General features: G+C 63.9%; 25 protein-coding genes. 13 read left to right on the top strand and 12 right to left on the bottom strand.

Annotated features, from left to right (window positions below; genetic code table 11):
• The first annotated feature begins 81 nt into the window (after positions 1-81).
• The 6 genes from NKI85_RS25350 (at position 82) to rpsP (ending at position 5,763) form a co-directional block, all read left to right on the top strand.
• A complete protein-coding gene (locus tag NKI85_RS25350; protein ID WP_352527994.1) occupies positions 82-1,176 on the top strand; it encodes a zinc-binding metallopeptidase family protein in 1,095 nt (364 codons plus the stop codon).
• 64 nt (positions 1,177-1,240) lie between these two features.
• Positions 1,241-1,843, top strand: coding sequence for a DUF1236 domain-containing protein (locus NKI85_RS25345; protein ID WP_352527996.1), 603 nt, complete (start codon positions 1,241-1,243; stop codon positions 1,841-1,843).
• A 147-nt stretch (positions 1,844-1,990) separates the two neighbouring features.
• Entirely contained in the window at positions 1,991-2,959 is a 969-nt protein-coding gene (locus NKI85_RS25340; RefSeq protein ID WP_352778662.1) for a CPBP family intramembrane glutamic endopeptidase, read from the top strand.
• Positions 2,960-3,371: 412 nt separating this feature from the next.
• Positions 3,372-4,976, top strand: a complete 1,605-nt coding sequence (ffh, locus tag NKI85_RS25335; protein WP_352778660.1) for a signal recognition particle protein — start codon at positions 3,372-3,374, stop codon at positions 4,974-4,976.
• A 7-nt stretch (positions 4,977-4,983) separates the two neighbouring features.
• Entirely contained in the window at positions 4,984-5,310 is a 327-nt protein-coding gene (locus NKI85_RS25330; RefSeq protein WP_352528002.1) for a chorismate mutase, read from the top strand.
• A 51-nt stretch (positions 5,311-5,361) separates the two neighbouring features.
• Positions 5,362-5,763, top strand: coding sequence for a 30S ribosomal protein S16 (rpsP, locus tag NKI85_RS25325; RefSeq protein ID WP_352528003.1), 402 nt, complete (start codon positions 5,362-5,364; stop codon positions 5,761-5,763).
• 81 nt (positions 5,764-5,844) lie between these two features.
• Here rpsP and NKI85_RS25320 read toward each other — a convergent pair whose 3' ends face one another.
• Positions 5,845-6,108 (bottom strand): YMGG-like glycine zipper-containing protein, encoded by a 264-nt coding sequence (locus tag NKI85_RS25320; RefSeq protein WP_352778657.1) that lies wholly within the window; start codon positions 6,106-6,108, stop codon positions 5,845-5,847.
• Positions 6,109-6,297: 189 nt separating this feature from the next.
• On the opposite strand from NKI85_RS25320, the gene NKI85_RS25315 reads away from it, so the two are divergent.
• Positions 6,298-6,705 carry an ACT domain-containing protein gene (locus NKI85_RS25315; protein ID WP_352778654.1) on the top strand — a complete coding sequence of 136 codons (408 nt, stop codon included), beginning with the start codon at positions 6,298-6,300 and terminating at the stop codon, positions 6,703-6,705.
• 220 nt (positions 6,706-6,925) lie between these two features.
• Here NKI85_RS25315 and NKI85_RS25310 read toward each other — a convergent pair whose 3' ends face one another.
• Complete coding sequence (locus NKI85_RS25310; protein WP_352528009.1) at positions 6,926-7,960, bottom strand: aspartate-semialdehyde dehydrogenase; 1,035 nt, start codon at positions 7,958-7,960, stop codon at positions 6,926-6,928.
• Between the two features lie 456 nt (positions 7,961-8,416).
• Here NKI85_RS25310 and NKI85_RS25305 point away from each other — a divergent pair, with 456 nt between their 5' ends.
• Both NKI85_RS25305 and NKI85_RS25300 read left to right on the top strand, forming a co-directional pair.
• Positions 8,417-10,249 (top strand): DEAD/DEAH box helicase, encoded by a 1,833-nt coding sequence (locus NKI85_RS25305; RefSeq protein WP_352778652.1) that lies wholly within the window; start codon positions 8,417-8,419, stop codon positions 10,247-10,249.
• Positions 10,250-10,337: 88 nt separating this feature from the next.
• A complete protein-coding gene (locus tag NKI85_RS25300; protein WP_352778650.1) occupies positions 10,338-11,051 on the top strand; it encodes a DUF805 domain-containing protein in 714 nt (237 codons plus the stop codon).
• Between the two features lie 58 nt (positions 11,052-11,109).
• Here the strand turns inward: NKI85_RS25300 and leuB are convergent, their stop codons facing one another.
• From leuB to NKI85_RS25285, 3 genes are all read right to left on the bottom strand, one after another.
• Complete coding sequence (gene leuB / locus NKI85_RS25295; RefSeq protein ID WP_352778648.1) at positions 11,110-12,213, bottom strand: 3-isopropylmalate dehydrogenase; 1,104 nt, start codon at positions 12,211-12,213, stop codon at positions 11,110-11,112.
• Between the two features lie 136 nt (positions 12,214-12,349).
• Entirely contained in the window at positions 12,350-12,700 is a 351-nt protein-coding gene (locus NKI85_RS25290; RefSeq protein WP_352528017.1) for a VOC family protein, read from the bottom strand.
• Positions 12,697-13,092, bottom strand: a complete 396-nt coding sequence (locus NKI85_RS25285) for a RidA family protein (protein WP_352528019.1) — start codon at positions 13,090-13,092, stop codon at positions 12,697-12,699. The genes NKI85_RS25290 and NKI85_RS25285 overlap by 4 nt, the downstream gene beginning before the upstream one ends.
• A 52-nt stretch (positions 13,093-13,144) precedes the next feature.
• On the opposite strand from NKI85_RS25285, the gene NKI85_RS25280 reads away from it, so the two are divergent.
• Entirely contained in the window at positions 13,145-13,336 is a 192-nt protein-coding gene (locus NKI85_RS25280; RefSeq protein WP_352778645.1) for a hypothetical protein, read from the top strand.
• On the opposite strand, the gene NKI85_RS25275 is transcribed toward NKI85_RS25280, so the two are convergent.
• A complete protein-coding gene (locus NKI85_RS25275; RefSeq protein ID WP_352778642.1) occupies positions 13,333-14,262 on the bottom strand; it encodes an Ivy family c-type lysozyme inhibitor in 930 nt (309 codons plus the stop codon). The two genes, NKI85_RS25280 and NKI85_RS25275, sit on opposite strands and share 4 nt — an antisense overlap.
• Positions 14,263-14,324: 62 nt before the next feature.
• Positions 14,325-14,930, bottom strand: a complete 606-nt coding sequence (gene leuD, locus NKI85_RS25270) for a 3-isopropylmalate dehydratase small subunit (protein ID WP_352528025.1) — start codon at positions 14,928-14,930, stop codon at positions 14,325-14,327.
• Between the two features lie 168 nt (positions 14,931-15,098).
• On the opposite strand from leuD, the gene NKI85_RS25265 reads away from it, so the two are divergent.
• Complete coding sequence (locus NKI85_RS25265) at positions 15,099-15,524, top strand: GNAT family N-acetyltransferase (protein WP_352778640.1); 426 nt, start codon at positions 15,099-15,101, stop codon at positions 15,522-15,524.
• Between the two features lie 72 nt (positions 15,525-15,596).
• Here NKI85_RS25265 and NKI85_RS25260 read toward each other — a convergent pair whose 3' ends face one another.
• Genes NKI85_RS25260 through NKI85_RS25245 form a run of 4 tightly spaced genes read right to left on the bottom strand, consistent with a single transcriptional unit; the run spans position 15,597 to position 20,604 of the window.
• On the bottom strand, positions 15,597-16,763 hold the full coding sequence (locus NKI85_RS25260; RefSeq protein ID WP_352528029.1) for an NAD(P)/FAD-dependent oxidoreductase: 1,167 nt from the start codon (positions 16,761-16,763) through the stop codon (positions 15,597-15,599).
• A gap of 31 nt (positions 16,764-16,794) precedes the next feature.
• The gene (locus NKI85_RS25255; RefSeq protein WP_352778638.1) at positions 16,795-18,363 is read right to left on the bottom strand and encodes a sensor histidine kinase; all 1,569 of its coding nucleotides are present in this window, start codon (positions 18,361-18,363) and stop codon (positions 16,795-16,797) included.
• Positions 18,351-19,043 carry a response regulator gene (locus NKI85_RS25250; protein WP_352528033.1) on the bottom strand — a complete coding sequence of 231 codons (693 nt, stop codon included), beginning with the start codon at positions 19,041-19,043 and terminating at the stop codon, positions 18,351-18,353. Before NKI85_RS25250 ends, NKI85_RS25255 begins: the two co-directional genes overlap by 13 nt.
• A 4-nt stretch (positions 19,044-19,047) precedes the next feature.
• Positions 19,048-20,604, bottom strand: a complete 1,557-nt coding sequence (locus NKI85_RS25245) for a DUF4153 domain-containing protein (protein ID WP_352778636.1) — start codon at positions 20,602-20,604, stop codon at positions 19,048-19,050.
• Positions 20,605-20,887: 283 nt separating this feature from the next.
• Here NKI85_RS25245 and NKI85_RS25240 point away from each other — a divergent pair, with 283 nt between their 5' ends.
• Complete coding sequence (locus NKI85_RS25240; RefSeq protein WP_352778634.1) at positions 20,888-21,769, top strand: HpcH/HpaI aldolase/citrate lyase family protein; 882 nt, start codon at positions 20,888-20,890, stop codon at positions 21,767-21,769.
• A gap of 28 nt (positions 21,770-21,797) precedes the next feature.
• Positions 21,798-22,004, top strand: coding sequence for a DUF1737 domain-containing protein (locus NKI85_RS25235; RefSeq protein WP_352458330.1), 207 nt, complete (start codon positions 21,798-21,800; stop codon positions 22,002-22,004).
• 336 nt (positions 22,005-22,340) lie between these two features.
• On the opposite strand, the gene NKI85_RS25230 is transcribed toward NKI85_RS25235, so the two are convergent.
• On the bottom strand, positions 22,341-22,763 hold the full coding sequence (locus NKI85_RS25230; protein ID WP_352528039.1) for a metallopeptidase family protein: 423 nt from the start codon (positions 22,761-22,763) through the stop codon (positions 22,341-22,343).
• Positions 22,764-22,901 lie beyond the last annotated feature (138 nt).

Genomic DNA, 22,901 nt, shown 5'->3' with positions numbered 1-22,901 from the left:
GCGGGAACGCCGGCCTGCGACAGGCGTTTGGCGTTCTCCTGCTCGCATCGTCCTCCGCATTCCGAATGATTTGAGACGCCAATGAAGCTTTTCGACTGCCCGCATTGCGGCCACCGTCTTTATTTCGAGAACGCGCAATGCCTGAACTGCGCCAGCCTCGTGCTCTATAATGCCGAGGATGCGCGCTTTGTGCTGTCCGGCGCCAACGTCTTCCACTGCACCAATGCCGACGAATGCGCCTGCAACTGGATGGCGGAGCCTGGCCAACCCTTCTGTCGCGCCTGCGTGCTGAACCAGTTGATCCCGGATCTGTCGGTCGACGGCAACCGCCGCCGCTGGATCCGTGTCGAGGCGGCAAAGAAGCGTGCCGTCTATTCGCTGCTCGCCTTCGGTCTGCCGGTCACACCCAAGCAGAACCCCGGCGACGAGATCGGCCTCGCTTTCGACTTTCTTGCCGATCCGATCGGTGGCGGTCCCGGCGGTGAGCGCATCCTGACCGGCCATGACAACGGCCGGATCACGCTCAATGTCGCCGAGGCGGACTCGGCCGAGCGCGAGCGGCGGCGCGTCGAGATGGGTGAGAACTACCGCACGCTGCTCGGCCATTTCCGCCATGAGCTCGGCCATTATTACTGGGACCGCCTGATCCGCGACGATCCGCAAAAGCTTGCCGGCTTTCGCGCTTTATTCGGCGACGACCGCGCCGACTATGAACAGGCGTTGAAGGCCTATTATGCCGATGGCGCGCCACCCGACTGGCAGCAGCGCCACATCTCGGCCTATGCGACGTCGCACCCATGGGAGGACTGGGCCGAGACCTGGGCGCATCACATGCATATCACGGACACGCTGGAGATGGTGCATGCTCTGAATTTACCGCTCGGCCGGCTGGAGACCGTTGAAGCCAACGAGCTGTCGCGTGCTGACACCGGCGGCGAGCAGCAGCCGGCACCATCGGAACCCGCCGCCAGGCCAGAGCCTTTCGAGAATATCCTCGCGCGCTGGCTGGTGCTGTCGGAAGCTTCCAACTCGATCAACCGCTGCATGGGCCTGCCCGACCTGTATCCCTTCGTAATCTCGGACGTGGCGGCGCAAAAACTTGCTTTTGTTCACGAGCTTTTGACCGACCTACCGAAAATTATTGGAACAAATCGTGAGCCGGCGGAGGCTTTTTAGCCGGAACGCATGCGGCTTTGCTTCGTTTTCGGTCCCGAGGGACTGTGCAAACGGAGAGAAGATCATGAAACGCATATTGTTTCCGGCGGTGGCCGGCGCGCTCACAGCGATGTCGGGCTCTGCTTTGGCCGACACCGCCGTCTCGGCCATCACCGATCTTAATGTACGCGCCGGCCCCGGCCCGCAATATCCGGTTATCGGCGTGCTCGCCGCCGGCCAGTCTGCGACGCTCGATGGCTGCATTGCCAATAGCAAATGGTGCACCATCGCCGAAGCCAACGGCCAGGGCTGGGTCTATTCCGACTATGTGACGGCGGATTTCGGCGGCAGCCGCGTGGTCCTGACGCAGCGTCCGGCCAGCGCCGACATTGCCGTCGTGACAGCGCCCGCCGATAGCGTCGAATATTCCGACAACTATACCGGAGCAATCGTTGCCGGCGAGGCGATCGAGCCCATCCGGCGACCGCCGGCCGAGGTTCGCACGTATGTCGAAACGAATCGACTCGATCCGGTCTATCTCGAGGGCGAGGTGGTTACCGGCGCGACCTTGCCCGACACCGTCGAGCTGCGCGAGATTCCGGACTATAATTACCGCTACGTCTATGTGAACGGCCAGCCGGCGCTGGTCGATCCGGACACAAGGCGCATCATGTACGTCGTGCGCTGACGTCGCCAACAGAGCGGTCGCCCTGTAGTGGCGGCCGCTCAGACTCCCGACATTGCCACAGCCGGCATTGCTGCTGCAAAACCGGTTTTCACTTTTGCGTCCGATGCTCTAGACCATGCGAGCCGAAGCACCAGCCAGCGAGCCCGCGTGACCATCGATCCAACCGCCTTCGAGCATTATCGGCTTACTTCAAACGACAAGACCACCTTGCCGCGCCTCCTGCTCGGGACGGCGATCGTCGTCCTGTTCTGGGTCGCAACAACCGTCGCCGTGCTGTTCGGCGGCACCTATGCCTTTACCGTCTGGCAGGCGTCGTCAGGCACCTCCCCGCCAGCTGGAGGGGCGGTGCAGGATTTCATGGCATCGCCCGCGGGCATCCTCGCGGCGCTGGCTTCCTTTGCCGGAATCTGGCTCGGCCTTTGGGCTGCCATGCGCTGGATCCATCGCGAGAAGCTGACGGCCCTGATCGGCATCAGCCGGCGCATTTCGTGGTCGGGGTTCCTGAAAGGGTTGGCCGCGGTGCTGATCACTTCGCTGCTTTCCGAGATCCTGCTTTATGGCCTGCAGCCCGATATTGCGCGCGGTACGATCGGCCTGTCGTCCTGGCTTTTGTTCCTGATCCCGATCGCTGCATTGACCTTTCTGCAGACCTCGTCGGAGGAGATGCTGTTCCGCGGCTATCTGCTCAGGGGTCTGGCGAGCCGGTTCCAAAATCCATTTATCTGGGCGCTGCTGCCGGGACTGCTGTTCACCTCCCTGCATTGGAGCCCGAGCTCGACGACCGCCATCAACGCCTGCGTGCTGGCCTCGATCGCCGCCTTTGCACTGTTGCTGACGCTTCTGGTCTATGCCACCGGCAATCTGGGTGCTGGCTTCGGCGCCCATCTCGGCAACAATCTGACCGGCTTCTTGCTGATTTCGCATCAGCAAAGCTATAATTCCTTCGCCCTGTTCAACGCCAAGCCGCTCGAAGCCGCCGGCTGGACGGCTTTAGACGCCGTCCTCATCGCCGCGATCGGCATCGTCAGCAGCCTGTTGACCGTTCTGCTGCTTTTGCATCCGCGCTCACCGCTGAAAGTGGAACCGGATATGCCGCGCGCCGGCGGCGTGCGCTGATGCGCGTTGCCTGGTCGCCCTGAGCATATTCGGCTCAAAGCTTGACCAAAGCTTGACTCTGCGGCCGATTTCCTGTCTACACGCCGCGAAATTCCGCGACGAGTATCCCTCCGAGCAAACCGACCGGGACGCCGAAACCTCTTTGAGGTGAAGTGCTGTAAATCGATCCCGGAGGCCAACACCCGGCAGCGCTGTGCGCCCCCGGGTGCTTTTTGGCTTTGGGCTTTTGCCCGGACCGGCTTTTGCTTGGACAGTCGGCGCGAACGCATTACCTCTCGGGCATCATCCGGGTGCCAGGGAAAAGGAAAAAGAATGTTTGAATCGCTAGAGGAACGCACAAGAGGCGTGGAGGGCCGCAGGCCCGACGGGGATCAGCATGAATCCAAGGCGCTCTCGCACGGCGGTTTGACCAATGTTTGAGTCCCTGCAAGAGCGCCTTGGTTCGATCCTGAACGGCCTCACCGGCCGCGGCGCGCTGTCGGAGGCGGATGTCTCGGCGGCGCTGCGCGAGGTGCGCCGTGCGCTGCTCGAGGCCGACGTGGCGTTGGAAGTGGTGCGTTCCTTCACCGACAAGGTGCGCGAGAAGGCCGTCGGCGCCGCCGTGGTCAAGTCGATCAAGCCCGGCCAGATGGTCGTCAAGATCGTCCATGACGAGCTGGTCGAGATGCTCGGCGCCGAGGGCGTCGCCATCGACCTCAATGCACCGGCTCCGGTCGTCATCATGATGGTCGGCCTGCAGGGCTCCGGCAAGACGACGACCTCGGCCAAGATCGCCAAGCGCCTGGCCGAGCGCCAGAACAAGAAGGTCTTGATGGCATCGCTCGACACGCGGCGTCCCGCCGCGCAGGAGCAGCTCCGTCAACTCGGCGAGCAGGTCAAGGTCGCCACGCTGCCGATCGTCGCCGGCCAGACGCCGGTCGATATCGCCCGCCGCGCCGTGCAGGCGGCAAAGCTCGGCGGCCATGACGTCGTCATCCTCGATACCGCCGGCCGCACCCATATTGACGAGCCGCTGATGGTCGAGATGGCCGACATCAAGAAGGTGTCGTCGCCGCACGAGATCCTGCTGGTCGCCGATTCGCTGACCGGCCAGGACGCCGTCAATCTGGCGAAAAGCTTCGATGAGCGCGTCGGCATCACCGGCCTCGTGCTGACCCGTATGGACGGCGACGGCCGCGGTGGCGCAGCACTCTCGATGCGCGCCGTCACCGGCAAGCCGATCAAGCTGATCGGCACCGGCGAAAAAATGGACGGGCTGGAGGAATTCCACCCCAAGCGCATCGCCGACCGCATCCTCGGCATGGGCGACATCGTCAGCCTCGTCGAAAAGGCGGCCGAGAACATTGACGCCGAGCAGGCGGCGGCGATGGCCAGGAAGATGCAGTCGGGCAAGTTCGACCTGAACGACCTCGCCGGCCAGCTTCAGCAAATGTCGAAAATGGGCGGCATGGGCGGCATCATGGGCATGATGCCTGGCATGGGCAAGATGAAGGACCAGATGGCCGCCGCCGGTCTCGACGACAAGATGTTCGGCCGCCAGCTCGCCATCATCTCGTCGATGACCAAGGCCGAGCGCGCCAATCCCGATATTCTGAAGCACTCGCGCAAGAAGCGCATCGCCGCCGGCTCCGGCACCGACGCGGCCGAAATCAACAAGCTGTTGAAGATGCATCGCGGCATGGCCGACATGATGAAGGCGATGGGCGGCAAGGGCAAAGGCGGCGGCCTGATGCGCGGCATGATGGGCGGGCTTGCTTCCAAGATGGGGCTCGGTGGCATGATGCCGGGCGGCCCCGGCGGCATGATGGGCGGCGGCATGCCGGACCTCTCCAAGATGGATCCCAAGCAGCTCGAAGCCTTGCAGAAGCAGGCACAGGCGGCCGGGCTCGGCGGCATGAAGGGCCTTCCCGGCGGCTTTCCCGGTGGCGGTGGTCTGCCTGGGCTGCCCGGCGGCATGAAGCTTCCTGGTTTGCCGGGATCTGGCGGCGGCCTACCCGGCCTCGGCAAGAAGAAATGAGGGCGCCATGAACGAAGAAAAGGACATGGCCGACGCGCGTGCGGCGCTAGTCAATTATCGCGCCTCGATCGACAACATCGACGCGGCGCTGATCCACATGCTGGCCGAGCGCTTCCGCTGCACCAAAGCGGTCGGCGTGCTGAAGGCGGAACATGGGCTGCCGCCGGCCGATCCGGCACGCGAGCAGGAGCAGATCGCCCGCCTTCGCCAACTGGCGAAGGACGCCCATCTCGACCCGGATTTCGCGGAGAAATTCCTGAACTTCGTCGTCCGCGAAGTGATCCGCCATCACGAGCAGATCGCCGCTTCCAACGGCGTGACGAAAACCGGCTGAGGACCAGCCACCAACCGATCAACCAAATCAGAGCTTTTTAGGAGAAAAGAAATGCCACTGAAAATCCGACTGGCCCGTGCGGGCTCGAAGAAGCGTCCCTATTACCACGTCGTCGTCGCCGATGCCCGTTCGCCGCGCGACGGCCGTTTCATCGAGTCGCTCGGCTCGTGGAACCCGCTGCTGCCCAAGGACGGCGAACGCGTCAAGGTCGACGCCGAGCGCGTCAAGCATTGGCTGTCGCACGGCGCCCAGCCGACCGACCGTGTGCTGCGCTTCCTCGACGAAGCCGGCATCGCCAAGCGCGAAGCCCGCTCCAACCCGAAGAAGGCCGAGCCCGGCAAAAAGACGCAGGAGCGCGCAGCACTGCTGAAGAAGGCGCAGGAAGATGCCGCCGCCGCTGTTGCCGCCGCAACCGCCGCCCCGGCCGAGGCGGAAGCCGCCAGCGCCGAATAATTCATCCATCCCCAGTCGCAGAACGGCGGGCCTCTGCCCGCCGTTTTGCTGTTGCCAGTTCATCCGTATGACGCGGCCCGATCAATATCCTTGTGGGCAGCTCGCAATGTACACACGACCGTCGCGGCCGCGATAACGGCACTGGCCGCTTTCGCTGGCACGGCCGATCAGCGCACCGGCCAAAGCGCCGGCCGCGCCGCCGATCACCGCGCCTTGGGTCGGGTTGCCGGCCACTGCGGCGCCGACCGCCGCACCGCCCAGGCCGCCAACTGCCGCGCCTTGCTCAGTACGGGAGCAGGCACCGAGCGGTACCAGCAGGGCCAGCAAGATCATCACCTTTTTCATTGTCGTTCCTCTCCAACAGGGTACCGTCCTCGCCGCTGCACCCCTAACTCGCAACCTGGCGATTTGATCCAATGAAGAAGGTCGGCGGCAGACCAAGCGGGTCTCTTGTGATCAAGTGGCCCGCAAAATCATCGCCGCAAAACGCGGGTTCTCGGCAGGGTGATCCGCACAATATCCGGGAGGCATGGCATGGCCGGCGAAACCGATTTGAAGACGCTGCTGGCCGAAATGCAACCGGAGCTGACAGCCGGTGTCTATGTCTTTGCCAGCTTGCCGCCCGGTGCGCCTATTCCCGGCGAGCTTCATCCGCTGATGCTGTTTTACGAGCACGAGGGCGTGACGCTGATCGTGCCTGAGGACGAGGCCAAAGCCGCCGGCCTGCAACCAACATTCCGCTGCCGGATGCTGACGCTGAACGTCCATTCGTCGCTGGAAGCGGTCGGCTTCCTCGCCGCCATCACCGCGCGGCTGGCTACCGCCGGCATGGGCGTCAATCCGGTCTCGGCCTTCTACCACGACCATTTGTTCGTGCCCGCCGACCGGGCGGAGGAGGCGGTGGCGATGTTGGAGAAGCTGGCGGAGGAGAGCCCGCTGTGACGCCGGCACCTGCTGTTTACTTCAGATGCCGGTGCCGCCCGTCATCCCCCTGCCGGGACCTTCTCCTCATGAGCGGGGAGAAGGGAGCATCGGCCGAAGGCCGAGCCCGCGACTGCGGGCCGCCGGCTTTCCGGCGCTCCCGCGAAGGGCCGGCCGCGAAGCGGCGGTGCGGCCCGTGAGCGAAACTAAACCGGCCGAAGGCCGAGCCCGTGAGCGAAAACTATGCCGCCTTCTTCTTCGGCTGGATCAGCCCGCGCTCGACCAGCAGCTCCGCGATCTGCACCGCATTGAGCGCCGCGCCCTTGCGCAGATTGTCGGAGACGATCCACATCGACAATCCGTTGTCGATGGTCGAATCCTCACGGATGCGCGAGATGAAGGTGGCGTCCTCGCCGGCCGAGTCCAGCGGCGTGATGTAGCCGCCGTCCTCGCGCTTGTCGATCACCTGGCAGCCCGGCGCCTCGCGCAGGATCTCGCGCGCTTCATCGGCGGTGATCGGCTTTTCGAACTCGATATTGACCGCTTCCGAATGGCCGATGAACACCGGCACCCGCACGCAGGTCGCCGTCAGCTTGATCTTGGGGTCGAGCATCTTCTTGGTCTCGGCCACCATCTTCCACTCTTCCTTGGTGAAGCCGTCGTCGAGGAAGACGTCGATGTGCGGGATGACGTTGAAGGCGATACGCTTGGTGAATTTCTTGACGTCGACCTGGTCGGCGACGAACACGGCCCGCGTCTGCGTGAACAATTCGTCCATGCCTTCCTTGCCGGCGCCGGAGACCGACTGGTAGGTGGCGACGACGACGCGCTTGATGGTGGCGAAGTCGTGCAACGGCTTCAGTGCCACAACCAGCTGCGCCGTCGAGCAGTTCGGGTTGGCAATGATGTTCTTGCGTGTGAACAGCGAAATCGCGTCCGGGTTCACTTCCGGAACGATCAGCGGCACGTCCTGGTCGTAGCGGAAGGCCGACGAATTGTCGATGACGACGCAGCCCTGCTTGCCGATCTTCGGCGACCATTCCTTGGAGACGTTGCCGCCGGCCGACATGATGCAGATGTCGGTGTCGGAAAAATCATACTGGTCGAGCGTCCGGACCTTCAGCGTGCGGTCGCCGAACGACACTTCCGTGCCCTGGCTGCGCCGCGAGGCCAGCGCCACCACCTCGCTCACCGGAAAGCCGCGCTCTTCCAGTATGTTGAGCATTTCCCGGCCCACATTGCCCGTGGCACCGACGATCGCAACCTTGAAACTCATCGAAAATCTCCTGTCCCTCTCCGCTCGGTTTCTGGAGAAACCCGCGGCCGATGCGGGTTTCAACCCCCGGGCCGGACCCGGGAGAGGGTGGTTAGGCCAAGGGAATCAGACCGTTTTGGTGGTCGTTTTACCGGTTTTTTTGACCAAGAACGTGGTTTTGCTGGAACGGAAAGACGCGCTAAGGCGTCCAGCCCAATGGTTCGCATTGGGGCCGGGGATATCGAAGGCAAGGAGCGCCATCAAAAGGCCGCGCATCGAAAAACCATTCCCGTTCGGTGCCGGCTTTTACGCAGTTTGCGTCAAGAGTCAATCGCAACCAGGCGGACCACTGCCCTGTACAATGGCCACGGCACGAAGTACGAACGGGCATCGTCTGGCTCGTGGCGCCCGTGCGTGGCGCATGCCGACATTTGACCCGTCGCCGGGTATTGAGAATCCGAATTCCGAAAGAGTGAGATGTCCAACTTCGAAGCTATTGTTCCCGCGCTGGCAAAGGCGCTGGAAAAACGCGGCTATGTCGAGCTGACACCGGTGCAAAAGGCCGTTCTCGAACTTGACCAGGCCGATGCGCTGGTTTCAGCCCAGACCGGCTCCGGCAAGACCGTCGCTTTCGGCCTGGCTTTGGCGCCGACGCTTCTCGATGGTGCCGAGCGCTTTTCCGACGCCGCGGCGCCCCTGGCGCTGGCCGTCGCACCGACGCGGGAGCTGGCGCTGCAGGTGACGCGCGAGCTGGAATGGCTCTACGAGCTGACCGGGGCCACGGTGGCGTCCTGCGTCGGCGGCATGGACATGCGCACCGAACGGCGCACGCTGGAGCGCGGCGCCCATATCGTCGTCGGCACGCCCGGCCGCCTGCGCGACCACATCACCCGCAATTCGCTCGACATGTCGGCGCTCAAGGCAGTTGTGCTCGACGAGGCCGATGAGATGCTCGATCTCGGCTTTCGCGAGGACCTCGAATTCATCCTCGACGCCGCCCCTGCCGAGCGCCGCACGCTGATGTTTTCCGCCACAGTGCCACGCTCTATCGCCACCCTCGCAAAGGGCTACCAGCGCGACGCCGTGCGCATCTCGGCTTCCGGCGAGGAGAAGCAGCATCTCGACATCGAGTACCGGGCGCTGAGCGTTGCCCAGGCCGACCGGGAGAACGCCATCATCAACGTGCTGCGCTTTTACGAGGCAAAGAACGCGCTTGTGTTCTGCAACACCCGTGCTGCCGTCAATCACCTGACGGCGCGCTTCAACAACCGCAACTTTTCCGTGGTGGCGCTTTCGGGCGAGCTGAGCCAGAACGAGCGCAGCCATGCGCTGCAAGCGATGCGCGACGGCCGCGCCAAGGTCTGCATCGCCACCGACGTCGCAGCGCGCGGTATCGACCTGCCCAATCTCGAGCTGGTGATCCACGCCGACCTGCCGACCAACCCGGAGACGCTCCTGCACCGAAGCGGGCGAACGGGACGGGCGGGGCGCAAGGGCGTCAGCGCGCTGATCGTGCCCAATAATGCCCGCAAGCGCACCGAGCGGCTGCTGCAAAGTGCCGGCCTTGCGGCGACTTGGGCGAGCCCGCCCTCGGCCGACGACGTGATACGGCGCGATGACGAGCGCATTCTCGCGGATCCGGCCTTCGGCGAGCCCATGAAGGAGGACGAGCGCGGCTTCGTCCAGGCGCTTCTCGATCAGCACGGGCCAGAACAGGTCGCCGCCGCTTTCGTACGGATGTGCCGCTCCAGCCGCTCGGCGCCGGAGGATCTTCTCGACGTGGCGCCATTCACGCCATCGGGCGAAAAATTTGCGCGCCGGGACGAGGCACCGAGCCGCCGCGACGATTTCGGCGACAGCGTCTGGTTCTCGCTGTCGGTCGGACGCCGGCAAAATGCCGAGCCGCGCTGGCTGATCCCGATGCTGTGCCGGACGGGCGGCATCTCCAAGCGCGAGATCGGCGCCATCAAGATGCAGCCGGAAGAAACCTTCGTGCAGATCGCGGCGGACTGGGCCGAGCGTTTCCTCGCGGCGATCGGTCCCGACCGCAAGCTGCAGGGCAACATTGCGGTCAAGCGGCTGGACGGCATGCCGGATTTGTCGCGGGCCGGCTATCAGGAGCCACGGCCCGACAAGAAGCCGCACCGCGGCAAGCGGACATTCGATCAAAACGCGCCCAAATTCGAGAAGCGCGCACCGGCCGACCAGCGCCCGGCATTCGAGGCAAAGCCTTGGGCCGGAAAACCGGCCAAGGCGAAGTTCGAAGGCGGACCGGCGAAACACAAGAAATCGAAGAAACGGCCGGGGTAAATGGCCGGCATCCTCCATTTCGCGCACGCCCCTTGCGGTCTGCCGGAACTTTGCACAGTCTGGGGCAGGGCGATGGGGTGGGCAGGACATGCGCGGCGAAGTTCTTCACTATGACGAGGACCAGGCCTTCGGTTTCATTACCGGAGCCGACGGCAACCGCTACAGCTTCGCGCGAGAGGACTTGCGCCGCGAAGCATCGGTTGCCGAAGGCACGCCCGTCGAATTCGAGCCGGCTGGCGGACGGGCACGCGATGTTTTTTCGATCCGCGCCCAACCTGCCAGTGCACCCACCGACGCCCCCGCTGCAACCGCCGCCCCAACTCAGGCCGGCAATGCGCCCGCGGCACGTCAGCCGCAACATTTCGGCCGCTCCGCTGACAACAGTCCCGCCGGATCCACCGGCCTGTGGAGCTATTTCTGGCTGGGCCTGACGGAGAATTATTTCAACTTCGCCGGCCGTGCCCGCCGCAAGGAATATTGGGGCTATTGCTTGTTCTGGACGATCGCGCTGATCGTGGCGATAGGACTCGGCGTCTTCACCGACGACGCCATGGGCAATCTCGACAACAGTGAATTGCCGGCAGTGACGGTCGGCCTCTTTGGCCTCTTCCTGCTGGCAACAGCCCTGCCGTGGTTCGGCCTCAACGTGCGTCGCCTGCACGATATCGGCCTGACCGGCTGGCTCTTCCTGCTTTTCCTGATCCCGACCTTCGGCACCGTGATCATCCTGATCTTTGCGCTGATCCCGACCCAGCCGCGCGAAAACCAGTGGGGTCCGGTGCCGGCGGGTGTCCAAATTTAACCGCGGGAGTGCCGCCGCATCCTCAGTCGTCGCCCAGCGGACGTCGACCGCCACAGGCTCAGCCCAGGAATTTGGCGATGATCGCGTCGCCCATCTCGGTGGTGCCGACCTCGGTCATCCCCTCGGACAAAATATCCCGGGTGCGCAAGCCCTGGTCGAGCACGGCGGCGATCGCGCCTTCTAGGCGGTCGGCTTCGGCCACCATGCCGAAGGAATAGCGCATGCACATGGCGAAGGAGGCGATCATGGCGATCGGGTTGGCGATGCCCTTGCCTGATATATCAGGCGCCGAGCCGTGCACCGGCTCATAGAGCGCCTTGCGCTTTTTCGTCTTGGCATCGGGGGCGCCGAGCGAGGCCGACGGCAGCATGCCGATCGAGCCGGTCAGCATGGCGGCGATGTCGGACAGCATGTCGCCGAACAGATTGTCGGTGACGATGACGTCGAACTGCTTCGGCCAGCGCACCAGCTGCATGCCGCCGGCATCGGCCAGCATGTGGTCGAGCTTGACGTCGGCATAGCGCGCCTTGTGGGTCTGCGTGACGACTTCGTTCCACAAAACGCCGGATTTCATCACATTGCGCTTTTCCATTGAGGTCACATGGTTGCGGCGTGTCCGCGCCAGCTCGAAGGCAACGCCCGAAATGCGCTCGATCTCGAACGTGTCGTAGATCTGCGTGTCGATGCCGCGCTTCTGGCCGTTGCCGAGATCGATGATCTGCTTCGGCTCGCCGAAATAGACGCCACCGGTGAGCTCGCGCACGATCAAAATGTCGAGACCCTCGACGACTTCCTGTTTGAGCGAGGAGGACGCCGCCAGCGCCGGATAACAGATGGCGGGTCTTAGATTGGCAAACAGCTCCATGTCCTTGCGCAGGCGCAAAAGACCTGCCTCCGGGCGCACCTCGTAAGGCACCGCATCCCATTTCGGCCCGCCGACGGCGCCGAACAGCACCGCGTCCGCGGCCATCGCCTTGGCCATGTCGGTATCGGAAATCGCCGCGCCATGCGCGTCATAGGCGCAGCCGCCGACAAGGCCCTCATCGGTGACGAAATCGCTGCCGAGCTTGTCGTTCATGGCGGAAATCAGCTTCTTCACCTCGGCCATCGCCTCGGGGCCGATGCCGTCGCCGGCAAGCAGGAGAAGATTTTTCGAAGCCATAAGAACCGTCCTGATTGTGTCGTGAGCCGCGGCCTTGCTAAACGCCAAGCGGCCGGCGCGCAAGCCTGCGGTTCAGAGCATCGGACCCAAAGTGGAAACCGGTTTTGGGAAAATCCCATGCTCAAGACAAAAACGCCTATAGATGCGAAAGGATGTTGACCAGCCTGCCGAACGGGTCGCGCACGAAGAAGCGCCGCACGCCCCAGGGCTCGTCCGCCGGACCGTATTCGACGGCGAAGCCGGCCTTCCTCATGCTTTCAAGTGCAGCGTCGACATCGTCGACCTCGATCGACAGGTCAGGCACCGGCGTGCCGGAGCCGCCCTCGACGGCAAAGCTGACCTGGACGTTCATTTTTTCTTGCGAGCCGTAGGTCGTGATCCAGCCGTGGTCCATGAGCACGTCGAGACCAAGCACATCCTGATAGAAGCGTTTTCCCGCTGCGATGTCAGGCGTTTCGATGTTGGCAACAATACGCCGGACTTTCATGACCGCGCTCCAACCGTACGCCGCAGCGCCGTCACCTCGATCTCGATCTTCATCTCCGGCTTGTTGAGCTGACACACGATCATCGTCGCCGCCGGCCTGATCTCGCCGAAGATCTCGCCGAGGATCGGGAACACCACATCGACGAAAGCCGCATCGGTGATGTAGTAATGCGCCCGCACCACGTCGGCCATCTCGAAGCCGCCATCCCCGAGCGCCTTGGCGATCGTCGCCAGGCAATTGCGCGTCTGCGCCTCGACCGTCTCCGGCATCGACATGATCGCATAGTCGTAGCCGGTCGTTCCGGACACGAAACACCAGTCGCCCTGCACCACCGCGCGCGAATAGCCGGCGGTCTTCTCGAAGGGCGAGCCGGTGGAGATCAGTTTTCGCATGGCTTCCTCACGATCGTAGCGGCTATCTTGCAGGGAATGAGCCGATCAGGCCATGGGCCAGACGCTGTGGATGGGCTGTGCAACCATTGATGATGGCGGGACAGCACCTGCCGGGGCAGAGGGGGGTGGGAAGAAACTCGGCGGTGCAGAATTCTGGTCCGCCGCCTTCCTGGCGAAGGCCAGGGTATGGGTCATCGTCCATGGTGACGAAGACGTGGTGGCAATCGCCGCGCCAAGCGCCTAATTCGCCGAACGCAGTTCCTTGTCCAGCGCTTCCTTGATCTCCGCCGGCCAGGTACTCACCGCCGGCCAGGCGTCCGGCTCTGGCTTGTCGCCGCGCCGGGCGAAATAGAGCTTGTGCTTGGCCGGGTCGACGGCCATGAAGCCGTCATTGCCGCCGCAATCGTGCGGCACGCAGCCACTGGCGAAAAAGGCGCCCGACGCGGTTTTCTCCGTGCCGCCGCCGACCAGCAGGCTGGTTGCCATGTCGGGCATATCCTTGCCGAGCAGCGTCTCGGCCAGCCTGTAGACCGCTTCGTTATGGAAGGCGTCGACGATGTTGTCGTATTTCGATGGATCGATGTCTTTCCAGTCGGTGCCCGGCTCCGGCATGTAGGTGAGATTGCCGGAATTCGTCAGCCCGTCCGTCGGCGACCATCGCAGCGCCGGCTTGGAATCGCCGGGCAAAAGATAGGGTACGAAATAGATGGCGCTGTCGGACACCGCGGCCGGCGGCGCACCGCATTCGTCTTGCTCGACCGTGGTGCTCTGGATGGTACCGCCTTCCGGTTTCCAGACGATCACCTTGGCGGGGCCGCACTGGTTGCCGCCGTCGCCGACATCGACCAGCGCCACGTTGACCCCGCCGACCTTGACGACCTTATCGAAGAACACGTCGTAATTGCTGGCCAGCGGCTTGCCGTCATAGGCCAGCGCCTTCTCGCCATACTCCTCCTGCTGGGTGATGGTCAGCTGCCCACCCTCGAACGGGATCGGTCCTTGGCTGTCATCGTCGGTTAGGGCCGCATTGCTCGACGCGCCCTGGTCGGCGGCCCCGCCGGACGCACCGTCAGCCGGCACGAGCACCATGTCGGTCTGTGCATGCGCGCCAGCCACCGGCATCAGAATCCACGCCAGCGCGCAGGCGCCGGCAACAAGCGAACGTGTCATGACTGTCCTCCGCCACCAAGCCGGCCTGCAGCGGCTGGGCTATCCCGTTCAGATCGTACCGCTCAGGCCCAGGGCCGCAGCTCGGCATTCCTCTTCTCGAACGAGGCGATGGCGCCGGCCTTCTCCATGGTCAGGCCGATATCGTCGAGCCCGTTGAGCAGGCAGTGGCGCTTGAACTCATCGAGGTCGAACTTGACTACGCCGCCGTCCGGCCCGCGGATTTCCTTGGCCTCGAGATCGATCGACAGCGTCGCGTTGGAGCCGCGCGAGGCATCGTCCATCAGCTTCTCCAGGTCTTCCGGGCTGACGGTGATCGGCAGGATGCCGTTCTTGAAGCAGTTGTTGTAGAAAATGTCGGCGAACGAGGTCGAGATGACGCAGCGTATGCCGAAATCGAGCAGCGCCCACGGCGCATGCTCGCGGCTCGAGCCGCAGCCGAAATTGTCGCCGGCGACCAGGATCTGCGCCTTGCGGTAGGCCGGCTTGTTGAGCACGAAGTCCGGGTTTTCCGAACCGTCGTCCTTGTAGCGCATTTCGGCGAACAGCCCGCTGCCGAGCCCGGTGCGCTTGATCGTCTTGAGATAATCCTTGGGAATGATCATGTCGGTGTCGACATTGACGATCGGCATCGGCGCGGCGACGCCAGTGAGCTTGGTGAATTTTTCCATGGTCCTTGCCCGTCTTCTTCTCGTTGCGGGGAATTTGCTTGCGCCCGGTTTACACAAAGCCGCGGGCAAATAAAAGGCGGCTGTTTTTGGACCTTCGTCGTCCATCGAAACACAAGATCGGCACAAAACAGCTTCAAAACCACCGGCCCATGGTGCACTTTTGTCGGCATGACAACACGATCCAAGGTCCTCTACGCCAGCGAACCGGGCCTCGGCACAGCCGAGTTCCGCCGCGTTCTGGTGGAATCCGGCCTCGGCGCGAACCGCCCCGTCGATGACGAATCCCGTTTGAGGGCGATGCTTGCCCGTGCCGGTCTGGTGTTGACCGCGCGCCTCGATGCGCCTGGCAAGCCACTGGTTGGTGTCGCTCGCGGCGTCACCGACTTTTCCTGGGTCTGCTATATCTCCGAGCTCGCTGTTTCCGTATCGGCGCAAGGGCTGGGCATCGGCAAGGGCCTGATGGATGAGGCACGCCGGCAACTCGGGCCTTCCGTTGCCATAAGCCTGATTTCCATGCCCGACGCCGTCGGCTTTTATGAACGCATCGGCATGACGCGCATGCCGGACGCATTCTGGTTCGGCCGTGAGCGCTGACGGCTGCCGGCAGGCCAGAGGGGGTGGGCGGGAACTCGACAGAACGGCTTATTTCTGAGCGGCTTGCCCGCTTCAAATCACGTTCAACTCCCGAAACGCCCGTCCTTCGGCGACCCGGCTATACCCAAACGCCGAGCAATCCACCGTGCGATAGCCGCCATGCACCAGAAGCTCGGCCAGCGCCTTGCCGACCGCCGGCGCCTGCTGCAGGCCGTGACCGGAAAAACCGTTGGCGAAGAGGAAATTCCCGACCTCGGGATGCGGGCCGATCACCGCGTTCTGGTCGAGCGTGTTGTAGTCGTAATGGCCGACCCAGGCCCGCGTCGGCTTGATCGCCTCGAAGGCCGGAATGCGGGTCGCCAGCACCGGCCAGATCACCTCCTCGAACAGCGGCCAGTCGGGCTCGAAATCGCCGGGGTCGGCTGGTCCTTCGCCCTCTTCCGGCTCGGCGCCGCCGGTGATGTAGACCGAGCCTTCCGGCCGGACATAGATGCCGCTCGGGTCGACCAGCAGCGGCATGTCGTCATATTTCTCGCGCGCCTCGAAGACGAAGACGTTGCGCTTGCGCGGCTCCACCGGCAGTGTCAGCCCGGCCATTGCGGCCACCTTGCCGGCATTCGGCCCGGCGGCGTTGACGACGGTGCCGGCCTCGAGCCGTTCGCCATTGTCGAGAGTCACACCGGTGATGCGCTCGCCTCGCCGCTCAATACCGGTCACCGACGCTGTGATGAAGTCGATGTTCTTCGTCCGTAGCGCCTTGCGGAACAGCATCAGCATCGCGTGCGCGTCGAACCAGCCTTCGCCGCTGCGGCCGTAGGCCCCGGCAGTGATGCCCTCGGCCGACAGCCAGGGAAACCGGCGGACGAGCGCCTCCGCATCCTCGAGCACGATGTCCGCGCCCTCGGCCATCTGCGCCTCGTGGTTGGCCCGCAGAATCGGCAGCCCGTTTTCGCCGGCAAGGATGAGATAACCACCTTCGCGAAAGCCGATATCGGCGTCCGCGCCAAACTCTTCCCTGAGTCGCCGGAACAGTTTCAGTGTGAACTGCGACAGCCGGATGTTTTCCGGGATCGAAAACTGCTGGCGGATGGAGGCACAGGACAGCGTGGTCGCCGCATGGGAAAATTGCGGGTCGCGCTCGATAAGCACAATCGAGCCCGAAAACCCTTCCTCGCGCAGGTAATAGGCGATCGAGGAGCCGACGATGGCTCCGCCGATGATGACGATGTCGTAGCGCACTTTTTTCGCCCTTCCGGTCTGAATCGCCGAGTCACGTCGGCAGGATGATCTCGAAGCGCGTGCCGCTCGCCGAGTCAACCAGCCGGATCGTGCCATCATGCGCTTTCAGGAGGGCCAGCACGATGCCGAGGCCCATGCCGGTGCCGCCGGAATCGCGCCGCGTGGTGAAGAACGGCTCGAAGATGCGCGCCCGGTTGCTGGGCGAAATGCCGGCGCCGTCGTCGTCCACCAGAATGGCGGCCTTGCCGTCCGCGCTTGCTGCCGTGACCGAAACCAGCGTCGCGCCGTGCCGCGCCGAATTGTCGATGAGATTGGCCAGCACGATCGCGGCGTTTTCGGCCGACATGCGCAGACCGATCTCGGCGCCCGCCTCGAGGCGCACCGCCAGCCTGTCGTCGGCCGGGAGAAGCGCCAGCGCAGCAGTGAGCGACGTGCTTTCGCCGCTGGGCTCGAGATTTTCGGCGCGCGCCAGGTCGAGCAAGCGGCGAACCAGGAGGTTAAGCCGGCCGGCATCGGTGACGATGTTGTTGGAAAAGCGCCGCCGCTCGGCCTCGTCCATCGCGCCGCCCGAATCGCGCAGCAGTTCGGCGGCTCCCTGGATCGCCGTCAGCGGCGATTTGAGTTCGTGGGAGACGTGGGTGGCGAAGGTCTGGATGCCGTCGGAGCGTGCGTGCAGCTTTTCGGCCATGTCTAGGAAGGCGGCGGAGAGCGCAGCCATCTCGCGCGTGCCGTGGTGATCGAGCGGCCTGATCGCCTCACGGTCGCCGGCGGCGATGCGCTTCGTGCGCTCGATCAGCGCATAGATCGGCCGGCTGACGGTGCGCAGGAAAACAAGCCCGATGAGCAGCGTGCCGCCAAGGATGGCGATTGCCGCCAGCGCCACCTTGCCGCGCTCGCCATAGAGATGCTTGACGATGTTGTTCGGCGTCCGCGACAGATAGACCACGCCGGCGACCTTGCCGGAGACCGCAACCGGTATGGCGACGAAGACGCGAACCTTGGTGCCGCGGCTGACCGAATAGAGCGGCGGCGACGGCTGGTCGGGAACCCGCAGCCTGAGCGCGCTGGCATAACGGCCGGCAAGCGCTGCGCGAATCTCGTCGACAGCGGCGAGCGACAGGCCGGCCTCCTCACGGCCGGCAATGACCACGCCTCCGGGGTCGAGCAGCCTAAACCCGGCCAGCGTGGTTTTCTGCGTCTCGGCAAGAATGCCCGAAAGGCGTGCGCCGATCGCTGCGAAGGCAGGATCGACGCTGGCCGCAGTGGCCGCGGGCCGGGTCGGCAGGATCCTGTCGGACGCAAGGTCGAGGCGCGGTTCGATCGGCTGGTAGGGAGAAGCCCGATCGCTGGCACCGGGTGAAGGCATGGGTGCGCCGAGCTTTTCCGGGGCAAGACCGGCGTCACGGACCTGTTGCGCATAGATCGCGGCAAGGGCTGCACCTTGCGCGATCAGCTCGGCCTCGGTCTGGCGGATCAGCTGGTTCTCGTAGAGCCGGAAGAAAAACAGGCCGGCCAGCGGCAGCGCCATCACCATGATCAGGATGGCGATGACGACCGTGGCAAGGTGAGGCCGCCATTTCTGCGGGATCACCCCCCGCATCGGCCGAGCCGGAAGCCGACGCCATGCACGGTCTCGATCGCATCGACGCAGCCGACCGCCACCAGCTTGGCGCGGATATTGCGGATATGGCTGTCGACGGTGCGGTCGGCGACGTGGATGTTGGCGGCATAGGCATTGGCCATCACCATGTCGCGGCCGAGCACATGCGCCGGCCGCGCCAAAAACCCTTTCAGGATCGCGAATTCGATGCCTGTCAGCACCAGCGGCTTGCCGTCGAAGCTGGCTGAATGGCTTGCCGGCACCAAGGCCAGTCTGCCATGCGAGAATTGCCGATCGTCGGCTGGTTCGGGCGCAGGCCGGGCGCGGCGCAGGATGACGTTGACGCGGGCGACCAGCTCGCGCGGGCTGAACGGCTTGGTGACATAGTCGTCGCCGCCCATTTCCAGCCCGAGGATGCGGTCGATCTCTTCATCCCGCGCGGACAGGAACAGCACCGGCACGTCGGATGTGTGGCGAAGCCGCCGGCACACTTCCAGCCCGTCCATTTCCGGCATGCCGATGTCGAGCACGACGAGATCGGGCGCGCGGCATTCGATCGCTCGCAGGGCAGCGCCGCCGTCCGGCACCGCCACCGTTTTCATGCCGGCCTTTTCAAGCGCGAAGCAGATGATTTCGCGGATATGCGGATCGTCGTCGGCGACAAGGATGTTATGCGGCATCAAATCAGCTGCCCGGCATGAAGGGTTCGGACATCGGAGGAACCACGAACGGGCCACGCCTGTCGAGGGTGCGGTTGAGCCGCCAGTCACGAAAGCTCCAGGCGCGCCAGTTTTCCTGGCCGGCGCGGAAGCGTGCTTCGTCCTGTGCATACCAGCCGGCGAGTTCGCGAGTGCACGGATCACCGGCGGAAACCGTCCTGCTCTGGTGCTGGACGAAGCGATCGAGCGCCGGCAAGGCGCCGGAGCCGAGCGAGCGCAGATACCAGACGTCGAGCTGGGTGCCCTGGCCGGTCATTTCGAAGGAATGCTCGACATTGTAATTGGCGATCAGTGCTGCAAAGTTGATGAACGAGCAGGCATAGAGCGTCGCCGATAGCGTCAGAAGATTGGCGGAAAGCAGCCATTCGTTGGATTTTCCGAGTGCTATGCGGGCGATGATCAGAACAAGGCCCGCCGCCACCAGCCCCATCCAGACGAAGGCGGCGACACGCCAATAGGTCAGCGCATAGATGCCGATATAGAGATCGAGCCGCAGGATCGACGAGATGACGAGAACGATGTTCTGCGCCACCCAGACATAGACCAGCCGGCGGATGAGCGGATCGCCGGAGGTCGCACTTCCCGGCCGCAGCGCCGCCAGCACGAAGCCGGCGGCCAACAGCGCCGTGACGATCAGCGGGTAGGCGCCGCGATGCGCGTAGGCGGCATAGGTCAGCCCGTCGGGAAGCGCGATGCCGCCCCACAGATAGGTGGCGTCGAGTACGCTCTGCACGGCGAACAGGATGTTGAAGACGACGAGCGCGCGAAGGATGGCGGCTTTGCCGAAGATGATGTCTTCGATGGCTGTGGTGGTCCTGGTGGTTGGCGTCAGCGATGCGCCGGCAGGCAGTGCCATGCGGGGAATACGCCGGAGAAAGCGCGGCAGGCGCGGCCGCAGAAAAGCCCAGACGCCGACGAGCACGAACAGCCAGAAGGCGAGACGCGGCAACTGGATGAGGTTGAGCAGGGCGAAGAGATCAATCAGCGAGAACCAATATTCGATGATCGGATTGGCGGCGCCGAACAGCGCGAGAAACACTGCGCCGAGCGTCAGCGGCATGACCCAGACGGCGATCGTCGCGAAACGGATGCGGCCTTTGCCGAGCCGCTGTGCCGCTTTGCGCCAGCAGAAGAAATCCTGGACGAACCGAAAGGGCGTTGCGAGCAGGAAAAACGCGAGTTGGCCGGCAATGCGGGCAAGCCCATGCCGCAATCGCCCTCCCAGCGAAAGCGCGAAGTCGGCTAGCGCCGCCAGCGCGATGGAAACGGACAAAGCACTGACATTTTCTACGAGCGGCAGCAGGGCCACAAGCAGGACAACGGGCTTGAACCAGAACCTGCCATCGCTGAAGACCCCGAGAGGATGGACAGCCATGCTCGCTGCGGCAATCGCAACGCCGAACAGGAAAAGCGTGATGCCGGCCGGTTGGCCATAGAGGGAAAAATCGGCCAGTGCGACGAGCAGGACGGCAACGCCGAAGCGGCTGCAATAGCTCGGCGCTGCCGTGAGGAACGCTGTCATGATCGGGCCTTCTCGGCGACTTTGATGCAGCCGGAATATCTGGGCAGGGCTTTGCGGACGAAGGGGAGGAGGCTTGCCGAAGCCGAGGGCGGATCGACGAGCCACCAGCCCTCGCTGCGAAGCCGGTATGGCAGGGACCAACGAAGTTTCTCGCGCTCTTGCATGCCGCTTTTTGCCAGGTCGACATGTGTCCGGCGGGGCGGAGACGAGGAGATTTTCCGAAATTGCGTGCAGTTTTTATGCACGGCTTGCCTCGGCCGGCTGCAGGCGGCATAGATCGGAGATGACCACCGAAAGCTACCGCCCGCGCCGCTCGGTGCTTTACGTCCCGGCCTCGAACGACAAGGCGTTGGCCAAGATCCCGTCGCTGGCCTGCGATGCCGTCGTCATCGATCTCGAGGACGCCGTCGCCTCGGCCGATAAACTTTCCGCGCGAGAAAAACTCGCGGCGATTTTCGCCGGCCGTTCCAGCCGGCGTTGCGAGATGGTCGTGCGCATGAATGCGCTGTCGAGCGAATGGGGCGCCGACGATCTGTTGGCCGCGGCAAAATGCCAGCCCGACGCCATCTTGCTGCCCAAGGTCGACACGCCACGCGACATCCTCGAGGCCGGCGACGTGCTCGACGACAATTTTGCGCCGGAAGAGGTCAAGCTATGGGCGATGATCGAGACGCCCAAGGCGCTGCTCAACATCGGGCCGATCGCCGAGCTCGGCCGCGATCCGGCCTCCCGTTTGGTCTGTTTCGTTGCCGGAACGAATGACCTGGTCAAGGACACCGGCATACTCGCCACGCCCGACCGGCGCTATCTCGTGCCGTGGCTGATGCAGATGGTGCTGGCGGCGCGCGCCGGCGGCCTCGACCTGCTCGACGGTGTCTTCAATGATTTTCGCGAAATGGACGGGTTTGCGCGCGAGTGCACGGAAGCGGCCGCCATGGGCTTCGACGGCAAATCGCTGATCCATCCGGCCCAGATCGAGGCCGCGAACCGCGCCTTTGCGCCGTCGCCTGAAGCGATGGCCGAGGCGCGCGCGGTCAAGGAAGCCTTCGCGCTCGCCGAAAATACCGGCAAGGCGGTGATTGCGCTGAACGGAAAAATGGTCGAACGGCTGCATTTGGCGCAGGCCGAAAAACTGCTGGCGAAGGCCGCCGCTGTTCGCGCATGATATCGCAACCGACGACGGGAATTGAAGAATGAAACTCTACCGCTTTTTGTCCGGTCCGGACGATGCCAGCTTCTGCCACAAGGTGACGGCGGCGCTGAACAAGGGCTGGCACCTGTTCGGCTCGCCGACCTATGCCTATGACAAGGAAGCCAAGACCATGCGCTGCGGCCAGGCCGTCGTGAAGGACATCGAGGGCCAGGAATACGGCCCCGACACCAAGCTCAGCGACTGGTAGGGTTCGGCTCTATCCTGTGGGCGCTATGGCCCACTGCCCTAGCTTCAGGTTGAGTTTGCCCATCGCCCGTTCCAGGCCGTTGGCGCCGCCCCTCACCTGCCTACCGGCATCCTCTCCCCGTATAGTGACGGGGAGAGGGGTGCTCTCATCGGCGATTTCGCCAATCACCAACGTTGTAGAACAGCGCCGAGGCTGCGGCCAGCTTCTTTCTCCCCGTCACTATACGGGGAGAAATGCCCGGCAGGGCAATGAGGGGCGGCGTCAACATCGACAATTGATCGTCTCTAACGGACCGGCCGGTCGAATTGGCCGATCGTCATGCCCATTTGATGCCCCCTATTCAGCCGCTTCCTCGATCTTCTCCATATCGTCGTCCGACAGGCCGAAATGGTGGCCGATCTCGTGGATCAGCACATGGGTGACGATGTCGCCCAGCGTTTCCTCGTTCTCGGCCCAGTAGTCGAGGATAGCGCGACGGTAGAGCGTGATGCGGTTCGGCCCCTCGCCGGTCTGCGGATTCCAGCGCTCGGCGATGCCGCGCCCCTCGAACAGGCCGAGCAGGTCGAACGGCGTTTCCAGCGACAGGTCGTCCATGATCTCGTCGGTCGGGAATTCGGCGATCTGGATGACGATCTCGCCGGTCAGCTTGCGAAATTCCTCCGGCAGATGGGCATAGGCCTCCAGCGCCAGGAACTCCATTTCCTCCATCGACGGCGAAAGCTGGTCGTGCCAGATGCGGGTTTGGTAGATGCGAGCCATGCGTTGTCCTTTGATCCCGGCATATAGGCTTTCAGGCCGGACTCGGCAAATGGCCGGGCTGGAGCGCCCGTGTCATGTTCCCACTACAGGAATAAATTCCCCATGACTCCGCTTGACTCTTTGGCCGCCCTCTGGAAT

Origin of the sequence: Mesorhizobium sp. M0571, from assembly GCF_040320985.1 — a bacterium.
In the GTDB taxonomy this organism is placed as follows: Bacteria; Pseudomonadota; Alphaproteobacteria; order Rhizobiales; family Rhizobiaceae; genus Mesorhizobium.
Note: the sequence above shows the minus strand (reverse complement) of the source record. Positions and strands in the feature narration are given on the sequence as shown.